Source organism: Lysinibacillus sp. GW823-FHT02G10, assembly GCF_058797135.1.
This window is the reverse complement of sequence record NZ_JBXAJI010000003.1, coordinates 227620-243505: the sequence shown is the minus strand read 5'-3', so window position 1 is coordinate 243505 and position 15886 is coordinate 227620. Positions and strand designations below refer to the sequence as shown.

The following is a 15886-nucleotide window of genomic DNA, read 5'->3' as shown; positions in this document are numbered from 1 at the left end:
CTCTGTATATAATGCACTCATGATATTGGTCGTAAAAATCTACTGTAGAGGTTCAGCACACGGTAGCGGAAAGCGATTGCACAAAGGAAAGCAAGATACCAGCAACGTTTTGTTTACTTAACAGTGGAAGACGGCTACTGATAAATGAAAAAATCATTTTTATTAATGTTGACAATCAATATGATAATGATTATCATTATCATATAAAGAATATTCCTTGTTCTACAATACAGTGTAGAGAGGATGAACTTTAGCTACTTTTCTCCAGAAGTTTGCTAGTTCATGATTACGCTCCTGAACCCCCCCTCATTTTTGGGAACGTTAAAAATTGTAGACGGCTCATTCTATTATAGAATGAGCCGTCTACAGTCTGAATCTATTTACTAATGAGTAGTAAATGGGTTCTCTTTTTATGCTTGTACATCTTTCGTCCATTCGGCTACTTTATCTTGATTATTGGCAATCCATTTTTTCGCAGCATCTGTGGCACTCATGCCTTCCATTATATCAAACATTACACTTTCTATATCTTCAGCACTCCAGTTGAAACGGTCAAGGACGCTATAGGCTTCAGGGGCATCCTCTTTTAAACCATTCCGCGCAAAAGTGCCAATATATTCTTCGTCTCCATATAAACCTTTGGGGTCATCTAAGTACTTTAAATCATAGGCATTAAAGATCCAGTGTGGTGACCAGCCTGTGATGATGATTTCTTCATTATTAGAGATAGCTTGACTGAGGGCTGCGGTCATTGCACCAGCAGACGAGGTCAATACATTCCAACCTTCCAGATTCTTATATTCCTTATAGGCATTTTCTGTCGTAGCCATCATATTAGCTCCTGGTTCAATGCCTGTAATGGTTTGATTAGCTTGGTTTGTTAAATCTTCAATAGAATCGACATCCATATAACTTGGTACAACCAAACCAATCTTAGCACCAGTTAGGTTTTCTCCTAAGTTCTCTATCTTATTGTTGTATTTTTCTACTTGTGGAGCATGTGTTTGTGGCAACCAAGCAGATACCATACCATCGACCTCTCCGTTTGCAAGTGCTTCCCACATGATCCCATTGTCTAAAGGTGTCACTGTTACCTTATATCCTAAATCTTCTAGTACTTGTCCTACTACATGTGTAGATGCAACTTCAGTATCCCATTCAACATATGCTAAATTAATTTCACCTTTATCAGTATTCTTTGTGTCCTCATTTTCTGAACCACATGCAGTTAACACAATAAGGCATATAAATGCTATTCCTATTTTCAATAACTTGATGAGTTTCATATTACATCTCCTTTCTATTATTTCTTACATAAAAATAAAAATATTAACAAGTAACAACTTAATTTTATAAACAAGTTGTTACTTTTGTCAAATTGATGGTTTAGTCACACCGTGCTAAAAAGATGAAACATAATCAACTAACTTATTTGAGCCCATTAATTTTTTTATTGTTGTCATACGATAGGTGAAAATGGAGACGGAGATTTGAGGAGGCTTAGTATGCATTGGATTACAATTATTCTAATAGGAATCGCTGCGAATTTAGATAACTTGGGGATTGGTCTAGCCTATGGAGTTAAACAAGTTAAAATTCCAATTTTATCAAATGCTGTGATTGCTGTTATGTCGATGATTGTCACATATGTCGCAGTAACAGCTGGTAGCACAGTTGTTGAGTATATTTCACCGCATACTGCCAATTTACTAGGGAGTTTACTACTGTGTGTGATTGGTATATGGACTTTGATGTCCAATAATTTTTCTAATCAGCGGATAGCAGGAAATCCCGAATTATTTGATGAAGATAAAAATCTAGTAATCTCAACAAGAGAAGCAATGGCACTTGGCTTTGTCTTGTCAGCAAACTGTTTAGCAGGAGGGATTGCAATAGGCGCAAATGGCATCTCAGCCCTTTGGACAGTCATTTCCATAGGCGTATTTTCCTTTATCACAGTTGGAGTAGGAAGTAGATGTGGCTCTTTACTAGCAAAAACGTTTATTGGCAAGCATTCTACAGCAATCTCAGGATGGCTACTTATCATGATTGGTATTTTTGAGGTTTTTGCAAAATAATATATTGCTGCGGCTAAATATCACCAAATATTGGTGATATTCTTTTTATTACATAGAGAGGGATGTACCGATGACTCGACTTTTTTTATGTTTTAAAAATTTATTTTTAATTACTTGACGTAACTAAATTATTAATATATAGTAGGTTACAGAAAGTAATTAAAAACTTTTCATAAGCTAAGATGTAAACACATAAGTAACTACAAATGTTTATCCTATCCAATTTTGGGTAACATAAAAGATGTAGTTGCTTCATATTTTAAAATATATCTCGAAATCGAGATAAAATCAACCAATTGGAGGAATTTATAATGGCAAAATGGAACATTGATTTAGGACACTCAGCAATTAACTTTCAAGTAAAACACATGATGGTATCAAAAGTTAAGGGTGTATTTGACAGTTACTCAGCTGATATTGAGGCAGCAGATCTTGCAGATTTAACAACTGCTAACATTAGTTTTACAATCGATCCAGCAAGTATTAATACACGTAGCGAAGATCGCGATAATCATTTAAAAGCAGCAGATTTCTTTGATGCCGAAAAATATCCAACGATTACGTTTAAATCTACAAATATTGCTAAAAAAGCAGGCGATGAATATGCAGTAACTGGTGATTTAACAATCAAAGACGTTACAAAATCAGTAACATTTGATACAGAATTTAATGGAAAAGGCACAAATCCATGGGGTCAAGAAGTATACGGCTTTGAAGCTGAAACAACAATTAATCGTGAAGACTTTGGTCTAACTTGGAATGCGGCATTAGAAACTGGTGGGGTCCTTGTTGGGAAAGATATTAAAGTAACGGTTGAATTAGAAATTAATCCAGCTTAAAAATAGATAGCTAGGGCATGTTTGAAGTAATCTTCAAACATGCTTTTTATATAGCTCAAAATAGATACTTGTGAATGAAGAAATCTAGTAAAAAGAATTTGAGAAAAATTTCCAGTAAATAAGTTTCTTGCATATTTTTAGTAATTACTGCATATAAATCATCATATTGTTTTTGGGGGCGATAGGATGAATGTATTAGTGACAGGTGGCTATGGTTTTATTGGCAGTGCAGTAGGTAGGCGCTTTTTTGAAGAAGGTGCAACGGTTTATATTATTGATAATTTAAGTACGGGGCATTTACGGAATGTTGACTTCGAGCATAAATCCTATCTTTTAAATGTTGAGGATGAGGTTTGCGAGCATCTCTTTAAGGAAATAAACTTTGATGTGGTCGTCCATTGTGCAGCGCAAACGAGCGTGCAGCAATCTATCCAGGAGCCAGTAAAGGATATTTTGACAAATATAGTTGGGCTTAGCCAAATGCTTTTTTTATCATCCAAGTATAAGGTACAGCACTTTGTCTTTGCCTCCTCAGCAGCTGTTTACGGGGATAGTCACTATCCTCCATTAGAGGAATCAGATGTCTGTGAACCAATATCTATGTACGGATTAAACAAGAGCATTGGCGAAACCTACTGTGAGAAATGGCAAAAAGATTATCGTTTGCCCGTTCTTATCTATAGATTTGCCAATGTTTTCGGGCCAAGACAGCAAATGCAAGGTGAAGCAGCTGTGATTCCAAGTATGTTAAAAAGCAGTATGGCAGGTAAACCATTTACAATTTATGGTGATGGTGAACAAACACGTGATTTTATTTATGTAGACGATATTGCTGATGCTATTTACGCAGGTGTATCTGCACGTTTACAAGGCACGTATAATGTATCCACTAATGAGGCTTGGTCAATTCACCAGGTCATCTTACTGCTCCAACACTTAAACCATCCACTTGAAATTCAATATGCCCCAGCACGAGAAGGAGATATTGAGCATTCATTTTTAAATAATGATAAATTAGCCAATGCAATTGGTTGGAAGCCTAAAATATCTTTTGCAGAAGGCATTGAACGTACATTGCATGCGCTACAAAATGAATCATTAGCAGAAATTCAACAAAAAAGTGGATAAAGTAAAAAGACATATTACATTGAGTAATATGTCTTTTTCTATGTCTATAGTATAATAATTCATTAAAGAAATGGTTGTGGACGGAGGTTTACATATGCTTGTAGATTTTAGAGTAAAGAATTGTTTAAGTTATAAAGATGATACGTTGTTTTCAATGGTAGCTGGAAGTCGCCTACGAAAATGGAAGGATACCCATACAATTCAGTTTGATACACTTCGTCTTGTAAAAAGCGCATTTATTTTTGGTCCAAATGGAAGCGGAAAATCTAATCTGTTTACGGCTATTAAAGTATTACGTTCCTTGCTTTTTAATTTTGAAAACTTAAATAATGTAAAGCAGTTACGTCTACCCTATCAACCGTTTAAGTTAGGAAGTCAGCAAGACAAACCAACAGAGTTTATGATATCGCTTTTTTTGGACGGAGCTTTATATGATTATGAAATACAGTATAATGCTTCTCAAGTTCTTTATGAACGTCTTGTGAAAACGAACAAGTCACTGAAGGAAGAACTATTTGTCAGACAATGGGATGGTACAGAATATTCTTATGAGACATTTCAAACAGCTTCACAGGAATTGACAAAATATACTCGTAATAATACAGCCTTTCTATCCGTATTACATGTTTTTAATGATCCAGACGCTTTAAAGATATTCGATTGGTTTTTACATAAAATTCTTTTCCTAGATGAAGCAAATCGGTTATCAAGTCATCCTCTTATTCGTAAACTTGAAGAGGAGCCCTTTAAAAAGGAAGTGATCAAACTGCTAAAAATTGCAGACCTCTCCATTCAAGATGTCACGGCTAGACGTGTGGAACGCAGAGAGAAAAATACAATTGGCTATGAGTTTGATTCGCCTGAGGTGATTCAAGAAGTAGATATTGATCTACATTATTTATCATTTGATGAAGCAGGTGCACCGATAGGGACAAAAACAATTAATTGGACAATGGATTCTAAGGGCACAGTGCGAATGCTACATTTAGCCTGTGTGATGGTGGATGCTTATAATAAAGGAAAAACCATTTTTATAGACGAATTCGACACAGCCTTCCATGTATCGATTTGTGAGTTTTTAATGGCTATTATGAATAGCAAACGCAATAGCAGTAATCAATTTGTCGTGACAAGTCATGAAATAGAATTACTTGATCAGCCACTACGCGCCGATCAAATTTGGTTTGTTAATAAAAGCTTTAAAAATGAATCGGAACTATACTCCTTATTTGATTTTGCAGATTTACAAAGGAAACGTGGAGATCTTTCTTATGCGAAACGCTATATGAAAGGGGAATTTGGTGCAACGCCTGTCATTAATGAGTATTTATCTGAACAATACTTAGAAGAAGCGGAGGTATCTGAGCAGTGAGAGTACGTCAACAAGGGAGCCGAACACTGCGTAAAACTATTTTAATTTATTGTGAAGGTGAAACAGAACGCATCTATTTTGAACAAATGCGTATTTTAAAGCGCTCTAAGATGGTTAGCGTCAAGATAAAAAACGTTAAACGTTCAGCGATTAAGCTTGCCCAACATGCTTATCGAGATTCCAGCTACCAATACTTTGATGAAGTTTGGATTGTTTTTGATAAGGATGATCTAACCGAAAAGCAACTAGAGGAAGTAAATCAATTTTGTGAGGAAAAAAATATTCATATTGCCTATACAAATGAAGCATTTGAATTGTGGTTACTCTTGCATTTTGAGGAAGTTGATAGTACAGAAAAGTACCCTCGTGCTGTCCTTAATGACAAAATGGAACAGCACCTTGGTGTGAGTCGTTATTTCCGACATAAGGCTGATGAATCCCTCATAGCCCCCATTGCATTACGACATGAGTTAGCGATTAAAAATTGCACAGATATGATGGCACTTCGAGAGACAGAGAGCCGTGACAACCCATACTGTAACATACATGAAATGATACGATACATATTTTAAGATTGAGCAGGTTTTCTATTAACAAATAGAAGCCTGTTTTTTATCTTTACATAATGCTTTGTCGGAATGAAGGTATGTTTCTTTTTCCGAAACATATAGTGTATATGGAGCGAAATTAGTACATGTATGAAAGGGGATTGTGTGGATAACTCAAAGTCGAATCAATCCAAAAATGGAGAAGGAAACCCAAAGGATCATCAATTAGAGCCGTTTCGTGTCGAAAATAAGGGTACGAAAATGACAACGAATCAGGGACTAAGGGTGTCCAATGATGAGGATTCGTTAAAGGCAGGTGTTCGTGGTCCGACAATTATGGAGGATTTTCATCTTAGAGAAAAAATTACCCATTTTGATCATGAACGCATTCCAGAGCGTGTTGTACATGCCAGAGGTTTTGCAGCACATGGCGAGTTTGAATTATATGAATCCATGTCGGAATATACGAAGGCAAAATTTTTGCAGGATCCGAAAAAGAAGACACCTGTGTTTGTCAGATTTTCGACAGTGGTAGGGAGCTTAGGTTCAATGGACACAGCTCGTGATGTACGTGGGTTTGCAACAAAATTTTATACGGATGAGGGGAATTATGATTTAGTTGGTAATAACATCCCTGTATTTTTTATTCAGGATGCCATTAAGTTTCCCGATTTAATTCATGCCGTAAAGCCTGAGCCTCATAATGAAATGCCACAAGCAGCCTCTGCACACGATACTTTTTGGGATTTTGTAGCCAGTAATCAGGAAATTGCACATATGGTAATGTGGGTAATGTCTGACCGTGCCATTCCACGAAGCTTTCGTATGATGGAAGGTTTCGGTGTGCATACATTCCGTTTCGTCAATGACAAGGGAAGATCAAGATTTGTGAAATTCCACTGGAAGCCTGTGCTAGGAGTGCATTCTCTTGTTTGGGATGAAGCACAAATAATTGCAGGGAAGGATCCAGATTTTCAACGGAGAGATTTATGGGAAGCCATCGAAATTGGAGATTATCCAGAGTTTGAGTTAGGCATACAGATACTAGAACCTGAGGATGAATTTAAATTTGATTTTGATATTTTAGATGCGACAAAGCTTTGGCCAGAGGAATTAGTACCTGTGAAGAAAATTGGAAAGATGACCTTAAATCGCAATGTAGATAATGTCTTTGCTGAAACAGAGCAAGTTGCCTTTCATCCAGGTAATGTTGTACCTGGCATAGATTTTACGAATGATCCTCTACTACAAGGTCGATTGTTTTCCTATTTAGATACACAATTGATTCGATTAGGTGGACCAAATTTTGCAGAAATCCCTATTAATCGCCCGATTTGCCCAGTGCATAACAATCAACGTAATGGCTTTAGTCGACAGACCATTAATTTAGGCAGGGTAAGCTATCATAAAAATTCATTAGCAAATAATACACCAGCTACCTCTACTGCAAGAGAAGGCGGATATGTTCATTATGAAGAAAAGGTTGAAGGAAGAATCACGAGAGCGCGTAGTAAATCCTTTAACGATCACTTTTCACAAGCAAGGCTATTTTGGAACAGCATGTCTCCACCTGAAAAACAACACATTATCGATGCCTTTAGCTTCGAAGTAGGAAAAGTGAAAAGTAAATCTGTTCGACAGCAAGTAGTGGATATGTTTGTTCATGTGGATAAAGAAATGGCTACCACAGTGGCAGACAACGTTGGTGTTAATCGACCTAATGGCGAGCAGTCTAAAGTAACGGCCTCTTCACCTGCACTGAGTCAAGCCAATACCGTTAAATTACCCTATACGTTGAAAGTAGGCGTCTTAATTGGTGATGGCTTTGATGCAAATGAAGTTGGGGAAGTATTGAAATATTTAACAAGACAAGGTGTGCGCTATAGCATAATCTCTGATCGACTAGGTGTGGTAATAGGGAATAATGGTGTGCAATTAACGGCTACTGACACATTTATTACAACCGATGCTGTATTATTTGACTCATTATATGTTGTTGGAGTAAAGGCAAGTAATCAGGCGAAATTCAATACTTATATCGTCAATTATATAAATGAAGCATATCGCCACTTTAAGCCTATAGGATTTGCTGCAACTGGCACAACCTTCTTCAATATGTCGAATGCCAATGTAGGGCCAGGAATCGTTTTAGCTACAGGTAATAAAGATTTTCCGAAAAAGTTTGTAGCTGCCATTGCCCAGCAACGATTTTGGCAACGAAATATTTATTAAAAAGATCAATGAGCGTCGAATACTCATGAAAGAGAAGCAAATACCCGCGGAGAGAAAGCCTTATACCTGCGAAAGAGAAACGAATGCTCATAAACGTATATAAATAAGTCAAAAGGCCTTTCATTGTAATGAAAGGCTTTTACTATGTCTGTCATTGCATTCAAAATTTGCAAATGATATGGTGGTACATGAGGTGAAAATTATGGAAAATTTTGATATTGCTATTATTGGAGCGGGACCAGGTGGCTATGTGGCTGCCATACATGCAGCCAAGAATGGCAAAAAAGTAGCACTCATCGAACGAGATAAATTGGGAGGAGCCTGCTATAATGTTGGCTGCATTCCATCAAAGATTTTATTGGAGCATAGTAAACTTGTGCAGGAAATAAAAAGAGGGAATAGCTGGGGAATAGAAGTGCCTAAAGTGGAAATTAATTTTCCTCGACTAATGCAACGGAAAGATACAATTATTCATGAACTACTAACAAACATTGAGCAATATATTATCGATAATCATATAACTTTATATCGTGGTGAAGCTTCAATCGTAAAGGACTTAACGATAACTATCGGGAATGAGACGATAATGGCATCAGATATAATTTTAGCGACAGGTAGTAAACCCTTTGTTCCACGATTCGAAGGGTTAGAGACATCCACCTACTATACGACGGACACATTTTTTGAGATAGACAAGCTTCCAGCCCAGCTAACAATCATTGGCGGGGGCGTAATTGCCATTGAAATGGCGTTTAGTTTAGCACCACTTGGTACAAAGGTAACAGTGCTTAATCATAGCGAGGATATTTTACAAACGGAAGAGGCGGATGCAAGACCGCTGATTCGAGAAAAGATGAAGAAACTTGGTATTGAACTTGTGACAGATTTTCAATTTGAAAAATTTGAAGGTAATATCATTCATACATCTAAAGGATCTTATACATATGAAAACCTTTTATTTGCTACTGGACGTCGTCCCAATATAGAAATTGCTGAGCAACTAGGATTAGCTTTTGATGGTCGATTAATCGCTGTTAATGAGCATTTTGAAACAAGCCTGCCGAATATTTATGCGATAGGTGACTTAGTGGGTGGTTATCAACTTGCACATTCTGCCAGTGCTGAAGGAATTTACGTTGTCGATTATATTGTAGGAAATCAACCAATACCAATTGATCAAACAAGCATTCCACGTTGTGTTTATACAAACCCTGAAATTGCTACATTTGGTTTACTAGAAGAGCAAGTCAAGGCACCGTACATTGTAACCAAAATGCCACTACAAACAAACCCAAAGGCATTAATGGAGGGGAATACTGAAGGCTTTGTCAAGCTAATTTCATCTAAGGATAATGGGCAAATTTTAGGGGCTTGTGTAGTAGCTGATGGTGCAACAGAAATACTTAATGCACTATTAGCAACAAAAAATGCTGGTGGTACAGCTCTAACACTTGCACATATGATTTTTCCACATCCTACTGTATCGGAGCATATTGGAGATGTGGCTAAAGCTGTGTTTGGGAAAGCAATACACCAATAAAAAGCTGTTGACATTCTAGAAATTTATGTTAAATTAATTTTATAAGAATACTAGGAATTTAAGTTAACTAGACATCTAGAGGCTTCTATTTTACAAAACGATGTTTCATCGATTTGTAGAATAGGGGCCTTTTTTATAACATTGCTAAAAGGAGTGGGCAAGATGACAAAAGCAGTCATTATTAATGGAAGTAATTCGAAAAATTCTAGAGTTACCGCCATTCATGAAAAGGTGGAGAATCATTTCATTGCACAAGGAGTAGAGGTTCACTCAAATTATATACATGAGCTCCCAGCTACAGATTTATTAACAGCGAATTTTTCTAGTAAGCAAATACAGTCTGAAAATGAGCATGTTAAGGAAGCAGATTTTATTGTCATCCTTACACCAATTTATAAAGCATCCTATACAGGTATTTTGAAGACTTACTTGGATCTACTACCGCAAAAAGCCTTGCTCGATAAGGCTATACTCCCCATTGCTGTAGGAGGTTCGATCAGTCATTTGTTGGCATTGGAATATGCATTAAAGCCAGTATTAGCTGTACTAGGAGCCACTTCCATTACCAATTCTGTTTACATTGTAGATAAACAAATTATACGTTTGGAAGAGGGCGGCTTTGCGATAGAAGAAGAGGCTATCAGTAGACTTGAAGCACAATTAAATCAATTGCAGCAAGCATTCATTGTTAATTAGAATAAATAAAAACGCATTATAGGGGCATCCTATAATGCGTTATTTTTTAATTTCCTTCTGGATTTTCTTCATTCTCCACAGGTATTGTAGAGAGATATAAGAAAGCCTCATCTTGCAATAGCAATATTTTTTCTTCACAAATTCCATGCGATAATGGTCCAGAAAAAATGGACTCCCACCATGTTCCTGTTGTTGTTGTCATTCATCTACGCCCCCGTTTCGGTTTTAATATGTAGTTGTATATTTCCCGAGATGAAAAAACTAAAACATTTCATTTCACATATTGCTATTTCACCCCCTCGATGTAGAAAGAGGATTTTTGCCTCTCGATGTTGTATCGTATAGACAAAGATAGTTTGTTTCAAAATGAAAAAACTATGTATGCCATTTTAAAAAAAGGGGTGCTTTATTGATGAATTTTACGTCACAAGATGTGGAAAATATGATTACAGAGCAACGTCAATTTTATTTTTCACGTGCTACAAAAAGTGTGAAATTTAGAAAAGAGCAATTAAAGAAATTAAAAACTTCAATTTTGAAATATGAGAAGGAAATATTAAATGCGCTTTACTTAGACCTTCGTAAAAGTGAATTTGAAGCGTATGCAACAGAAATTGGCATTGTATTAGATAGTATTTCATATATGGTAAAACATGTAGAAGAATGGATGGAACCAGAAGCAGTCAAAACACCAATACAATATCAAATGGGCAAGAGCTTTATTGTTCGTGAGCCCTATGGCGTAACGTTAATTATTGGGCCATTTAATTATCCATTCCAACTTGTAATGGAGCCACTGATTGGCGCCATAGTTGGAGGAAACACAGCAATCGTCAAACCATCAGAAACCTCTGTACACACAGCAGTCATTGTGAAAAAAATCATTGAGGAAACATTCCCGTCTTCATATGTACGTGTCGTGGAAGGCGAAAAGGAAGAGGTTACGGCTCTTATTCATGCTTCCTTCGATTATATCTTTTTTACAGGTAGTGTAGCCGTTGGTAAAGTAGTAGCAAAAGCTGCTGCAGAACGTTTGACACCAGTTGCGTTAGAGCTTGGTGGCAAAAGTCCAGCAATTGTCGATCAAACAGCAAATCTAGAGGTAGCAGCAAAGCGGATTGTGTGGGGTAAATTTACTAATACTGGACAGACATGTGTGGCCCCTGATTATCTGCTTGTACACAAAGACGTTTATGACCGTTTTATGAAAATATTAAAAGAAACAATCCGTTCGTTTTATGGCAAAAATCCTTTAAAAAGCCCTGATTATGGACGTATCGTTAATTTAAAACAATTTGATCGTTTACAGCAAATAATTGTGGACGAACGTGATGCCATTACATATGGTGGACGAATAGATCGGGATGATTTATATATTGAACCTACAATAGTTGAATATGTAAAATGGACAAGTCCATCCATGCAGGAAGAACTATTTGGTCCTATCTTACCTGTTATGATGTATAATGATTTGCCACTTGCCATTCATCAAATCCGGCAATTACCAAAGCCTTTAGCGGCATACTTCTTCTCAGAACATGAAAAAGCCATGCAATACTTTTTAGAAGAATTACCATTTGGTGGGGGATGTATTAACGACACCATCACACATGTTGGAAATTTACATTTACCATTTGGTGGTGTAGGTCCATCAGGTGTGAAAGCATACCATGGCAAAGCGAGCTTTGAAAACTTTACTCACCCGAAATCTATCTTGAAGAAATCTTCCAAGCTGGAGACAAATGTGTTGTTCCCGCCATATAAACAGAAAGTGAAAATTGTGCGCTCAATTATGAAATAGTTTAACAATGGAGGTATCTTCTTGATGCCTCCATTGTAACTATAACCTTACCATGCATAGACAAGTGTTCTCTAAATAACCTTTTCTCGTTATGTCGAAAAATGCCGATTGGTGATTATAAATGAAAATTTGAAGAAAACATGATTTTTTCCTCAAATGAAAGCGGTTTCGTTGAAAAAACACTAGAGAGGCATTTTATTTATCATGAAATAAGTAGTAAAATAAGTTCAATAGAACGTGGGGGATTTCATATTGTCGTTTTTTGTCGATTATTAAGAATGATGACATGAGTGTAGAGATTGATTGGAGGATTATGAAATGTATGCAGAGGAATTGTTAAGCGCATTACCTTTGAAAAAAATAATTGGCGTGCTGCCAGATCAGGTTAGCGATATCGTAGTAGATTCAAGAAGTGTGCAACCAAATAGCATGTTTGTTTGTATCAAAGGGTATACAGTAGATGGGCATGATTATGCGCAAAAGGCTGTAGATGGTGGCGCAACAATTGTTGTGACGGAGCGAGAATTACCGTTAGGAGAGACAATCGCACAAGTGATTGTGAAAGATACAGATCGTGCAGTAGGTTTACTAGCTGCAAAGTTCTTTGATTATCCTTCAAAGGACATAACGATGATTGGTGTAACGGGAACGAATGGTAAAACATCCGTAACAGGAATTATTCAAAATATAATGCATGGTATGGGCGAGAAATCGGCTTTATCAGGCACAATTGGCTTTAATTTAAATGGAATTTTATATGAATCAGCTAATACAACGAGTGATGCGTTATCGACACAACAAATGATTTTCCGTGCAAAAATGGAAGGCTGTCGATTAATGACAATGGAAGTTTCATCACACGGGTTAGCACTTGGACGTTTAGCAGGTGTTGATTATGATATCGCTATTTTTACGAATCTAACGCACGATCATCTTGATTTCCATGGTACGATGGAGGAATATGGCCATGCAAAAGGCTTATTATTTTCCCAACTTGGACAAGATTTAGAAAAAAATAAATTTGTTGTGTTGAATGCAGACGATGCTTGGTCAGAGAGATATGCTGCAATGACACCATTTCCAGTGTGGACATATGGTTTAAAAAATGAAAATGCTGATTTCCGCGCCATTAACTGTGAATATCACGACTATATGACATCATTTGACGTGGAAATGCCTGAAGGAATTTATCGTGTAAAAATGAATTTGCTTGGGGAATTTAATATTTATAATGTATTGGCAGCCATGATTGCGTTTTATGGTAGGGGCTATTCAATGGAGTCCATTATTGAACAAATCGAGCAACTACCGCCAGTCAAGGGTCGTATGGAGAAAGTATGTTCAGATCTACCTGTGCAAATTTTTATTGATTATGCCCATACTCCAGATGCAATTGAAAAGGCAATTCAAGCAGCGCAACCTTATAAAAAGGGCAAGTTGATTTTCTTAGTTGGAACAGGTGGCAATCGTGATAAATCAAAGCGTCCTGCCATGGCTGAAAAAGCGTCTGCTGCGGAATATGTTATTTTAACGACAGATGATCCACGCTATGAAGACTTCGATAGTATTACAGGCGATCTTGCTAAAGGTATGCTTCATGATAATTATGCTTGTATTGGAGATCGTGCAGAGGCAGTGCGCCATGCGATTGAAATTGCTGAACCGGGTGACATGATTATTTTTGCTGGTAAAGGCCATGAGGATTATCAAATTATCGAAAATACAAAATTTCCACATAGTGATGCAGAAATTGCGATAGAAGCAGGCCGATTAAAATTCGTGTGATGAAAGCTAAATTCTTAGGAAACCCTTTTAGTTGTAACTAAAGGGTTTTCTTTTTTGAGATTTCATGTAAAAAGGTTGTACGAAAGGCAAGTCTTCTTTTATTATTATTAAGTATGAAAAAAGGAGAATGACGAGATGAATTCAAATTTAGAACAAGATATACTATCGCGTCGTACTTTTGCCATTATCAGTCACCCTGATGCTGGGAAAACGACGATTACAGAAAAGCTTTTACTTTTTGGTGGTGCTATTCGTGATGCAGGTACAGTAAAAGGTAAAAAAACAGGTAAATTTGCAACATCGGACTGGATGGAGATCGAAAAACAACGTGGGATTTCGGTTACTTCATCTGTCATGCAATTCGATTATAACGGCTCTCGTGTGAATATCTTGGATACCCCTGGTCACCAAGATTTCTCGGAAGACACATATCGTACATTGATGGCTGTAGATAGTGCTGTCATGGTAGTGGATGCTGCCAAAGGGATCGAGGCACAGACTTTAAAGCTATTTAAGGTTTGTAAAATGCGTGGTATTCCTATTTTTACATTTATTAATAAGTTAGACCGTCAAGGGAAAGAGCCGCTTGAATTGATCGAAGAGCTTGAAGAGGTATTAGGTATCAATGCATATCCTATGAACTGGCCAATCGGTATGGGTAAAGAGTTCCTTGGTATTTATGATCGTTACAATAAACGCATTGAGCAATTCCGTACAGATGAAGCGGAACGTTTCTTACCAATTGACGACAATGGGGAGCTTGCTGTGGAGCATCCAATGAAGGTGACTTCTTATTATTCACAAGCAATGGACGATATTTTACTTTTAGATGAAGCGGGGAATGCATATTCTGAGGAAAAAATTCGTCGTGGGGAATTAACACCTGTATTCTTTGGTTCAGCATTAACGAACTTTGGTGTTCAAACTTTCCTGGAAACCTATTTACAATTCGCACCGACGCCACAGCCAAGAATTACTGAAGATGAGCAGTTTATTGATCCTGTGGAGCATGATGAGTTTTCAGGTTTTATTTTCAAGATTCAGGCCAATATGAATCCAGCACACCGTGATCGTATTGCCTTTGTACGTATTGTTTCTGGTAAATTTGAACGTGGAATGAATATGACGTTATCTCGTACAGGGAAGTCATTTAAAGTCACACAATCTACACAGTTCCTTGCAGATGATCGTGAGACAGTAGATGAAGCAGTTGCTGGCGATATTATTGGTTTATATGATACAGGAACATACCAAATTGGAGACACTGTTGTAGGTGGCAAGAAAACATTCCAATTTGAAAAATTACCACAGTTTACACCAGAATTATTCGTCCGTGTCACGGCGAAGAACGTTATGAAATCAAAGCAATTCCATAAAGGGATTTTACAATTAGTGCAAGAGGGTGCTATTCAATACTATAAAACGCTGCATACAGAGGAAGTTATACTTGGAGCAGTTGGTCAATTACAATTTGAAGTATTTGAACATCGTATGAAAAATGAATACAATGTGGAAGTAAAAATGGAGCCAATTGGTTCGAAAATCGCACGCTGGATTGAAAATGAAGAGGATGTCAAAGAATCAATGTCATCAGGTCGATCAATGCTTGTAAAAGACCGTTTTGACAATCTTGTTTTCCTATTTGAAAATGAGTTCGCTATGCGTTGGTTTGCAGATAAAAACGAAAACATTAAACTTTATAGCCTTTTATAATTATAAAACACGAATCGACAATTTTGCGATTCGTGTTTTTTTGCAAGGAAAAATGACACTGTTTGTAGAATATATACATTATTAGGAAATATAAGTTTCCTTAGAGATAGTATCTCAATAACAGGAGCTTATTTATAAAATAATCTCCTTTTCG

13 protein-coding genes are annotated in these 15886 nt (G+C 36.9%); 11 read left to right on the top strand and 2 right to left on the bottom strand.

Annotation, left to right across the window (positions count from 1 at the left end):
* Window positions 1-410 precede the first annotated feature (410 nt).
* On the bottom strand, window positions 411-1286 hold the full coding sequence (locus AC1RFD_RS13460; RefSeq protein ID WP_054549796.1) for a glycine betaine ABC transporter substrate-binding protein: 876 nt from the start codon (window positions 1284-1286) through the stop codon (window positions 411-413).
* Between the two features lie 219 nt (window positions 1287-1505).
* Here AC1RFD_RS13460 and AC1RFD_RS13455 point away from each other — a divergent pair, with 219 nt between their 5' ends.
* The 8 genes from AC1RFD_RS13455 to ssuE all read left to right on the top strand — a co-directional run bounded on the left by AC1RFD_RS13455 (window position 1506) and on the right by ssuE (window position 10433).
* Window positions 1506-2078 carry a manganese efflux pump gene (locus AC1RFD_RS13455; RefSeq protein ID WP_048392011.1) on the top strand — a complete coding sequence of 191 codons (573 nt, stop codon included), beginning with the start codon at window positions 1506-1508 and terminating at the stop codon, window positions 2076-2078.
* 311 nt (window positions 2079-2389) lie between these two features.
* Window positions 2390-2917, top strand: coding sequence for a YceI family protein (locus AC1RFD_RS13450; RefSeq protein ID WP_004224534.1), 528 nt, complete (start codon window positions 2390-2392; stop codon window positions 2915-2917).
* A 186-nt stretch (window positions 2918-3103) separates the two neighbouring features.
* A complete protein-coding gene (locus tag AC1RFD_RS13445) occupies window positions 3104-4045 on the top strand; it encodes an NAD-dependent epimerase/dehydratase family protein (RefSeq protein ID WP_048392010.1) in 942 nt (313 codons plus the stop codon).
* 94 nt (window positions 4046-4139) lie between these two features.
* Window positions 4140-5417: an AAA family ATPase gene (locus tag AC1RFD_RS13440; RefSeq protein WP_066036265.1), complete on the top strand. Its 1278-nt coding sequence runs from the start codon at window positions 4140-4142 to the stop codon at window positions 5415-5417.
* Entirely contained in the window at window positions 5414-5989 is a 576-nt protein-coding gene (locus tag AC1RFD_RS13435) for an RloB family protein (protein ID WP_048392008.1), read from the top strand. The genes AC1RFD_RS13440 and AC1RFD_RS13435 overlap by 4 nt, the downstream gene beginning before the upstream one ends.
* A gap of 126 nt (window positions 5990-6115) precedes the next feature.
* Window positions 6116-8197, top strand: a complete 2082-nt coding sequence (locus AC1RFD_RS13430) for a catalase (RefSeq protein ID WP_492474975.1) — start codon at window positions 6116-6118, stop codon at window positions 8195-8197.
* A gap of 202 nt (window positions 8198-8399) precedes the next feature.
* On the top strand, window positions 8400-9737 hold the full coding sequence (gene lpdA, locus AC1RFD_RS13425; protein WP_279494025.1) for a dihydrolipoyl dehydrogenase: 1338 nt from the start codon (window positions 8400-8402) through the stop codon (window positions 9735-9737).
* 162 nt (window positions 9738-9899) lie between these two features.
* Window positions 9900-10433: an NADPH-dependent FMN reductase gene (gene ssuE / locus AC1RFD_RS13420; protein WP_048392005.1), complete on the top strand. Its 534-nt coding sequence runs from the start codon at window positions 9900-9902 to the stop codon at window positions 10431-10433.
* 46 nt (window positions 10434-10479) lie between these two features.
* Here ssuE and AC1RFD_RS13415 read toward each other — a convergent pair whose 3' ends face one another.
* Window positions 10480-10635: a hypothetical protein gene (locus tag AC1RFD_RS13415; RefSeq protein WP_004224556.1), complete on the bottom strand. Its 156-nt coding sequence runs from the start codon at window positions 10633-10635 to the stop codon at window positions 10480-10482.
* Window positions 10636-10845: 210 nt separating this feature from the next.
* Here AC1RFD_RS13415 and AC1RFD_RS13410 point away from each other — a divergent pair, with 210 nt between their 5' ends.
* From AC1RFD_RS13410 to AC1RFD_RS13400, 3 genes are all read left to right on the top strand, one after another.
* Window positions 10846-12234: an aldehyde dehydrogenase gene (locus AC1RFD_RS13410; RefSeq protein WP_054549801.1), complete on the top strand. Its 1389-nt coding sequence runs from the start codon at window positions 10846-10848 to the stop codon at window positions 12232-12234.
* Between the two features lie 318 nt (window positions 12235-12552).
* A complete protein-coding gene (locus AC1RFD_RS13405) occupies window positions 12553-14019 on the top strand; it encodes a UDP-N-acetylmuramoyl-L-alanyl-D-glutamate--2,6-diaminopimelate ligase (RefSeq protein WP_054549802.1) in 1467 nt (488 codons plus the stop codon).
* A gap of 135 nt (window positions 14020-14154) precedes the next feature.
* Window positions 14155-15732, top strand: a complete 1578-nt coding sequence (locus tag AC1RFD_RS13400) for a peptide chain release factor 3 (RefSeq protein WP_048392002.1) — start codon at window positions 14155-14157, stop codon at window positions 15730-15732.
* The last annotated feature ends 154 nt before the right edge of the window (window positions 15733-15886 follow it).

Excerpts from the sequence above, each read along its gene's own strand:
- AC1RFD_RS13415 (WP_004224556.1), bottom strand. The coding sequence starts at position 10,635 with ATGACAACAACAACAGGAACATGGTGGGAGTCCATTTTTTCTGGACCA.
- AC1RFD_RS13410 (WP_054549801.1), top strand. The coding sequence starts at position 10,846 with ATGAATTTTACGTCACAAGATGTGGAAAATATGATTACAGAGCAACGT.
- lpdA (WP_279494025.1), top strand. The coding sequence starts at position 8,400 with ATGGAAAATTTTGATATTGCTATTATTGGAGCGGGACCAGGTGGCTAT.
- AC1RFD_RS13460 (WP_054549796.1), bottom strand. The coding sequence starts at position 1,286 with ATGAAACTCATCAAGTTATTGAAAATAGGAATAGCATTTATATGCCTT.
- AC1RFD_RS13440 (WP_066036265.1), top strand. The coding sequence starts at position 4,140 with ATGCTTGTAGATTTTAGAGTAAAGAATTGTTTAAGTTATAAAGATGAT.
- AC1RFD_RS13430 (WP_492474975.1), top strand. The coding sequence starts at position 6,116 with ATGAAAGGGGATTGTGTGGATAACTCAAAGTCGAATCAATCCAAAAAT.
- AC1RFD_RS13405 (WP_054549802.1), top strand. The coding sequence starts at position 12,553 with ATGTATGCAGAGGAATTGTTAAGCGCATTACCTTTGAAAAAAATAATT.
- AC1RFD_RS13455 (WP_048392011.1), top strand. The coding sequence starts at position 1,506 with ATGCATTGGATTACAATTATTCTAATAGGAATCGCTGCGAATTTAGAT.
- AC1RFD_RS13400 (WP_048392002.1), top strand. The coding sequence starts at position 14,155 with ATGAATTCAAATTTAGAACAAGATATACTATCGCGTCGTACTTTTGCC.
- AC1RFD_RS13450 (WP_004224534.1), top strand. The coding sequence starts at position 2,390 with ATGGCAAAATGGAACATTGATTTAGGACACTCAGCAATTAACTTTCAA.
- ssuE (WP_048392005.1), top strand. The coding sequence starts at position 9,900 with ATGACAAAAGCAGTCATTATTAATGGAAGTAATTCGAAAAATTCTAGA.
- AC1RFD_RS13445 (WP_048392010.1), top strand. The coding sequence starts at position 3,104 with ATGAATGTATTAGTGACAGGTGGCTATGGTTTTATTGGCAGTGCAGTA.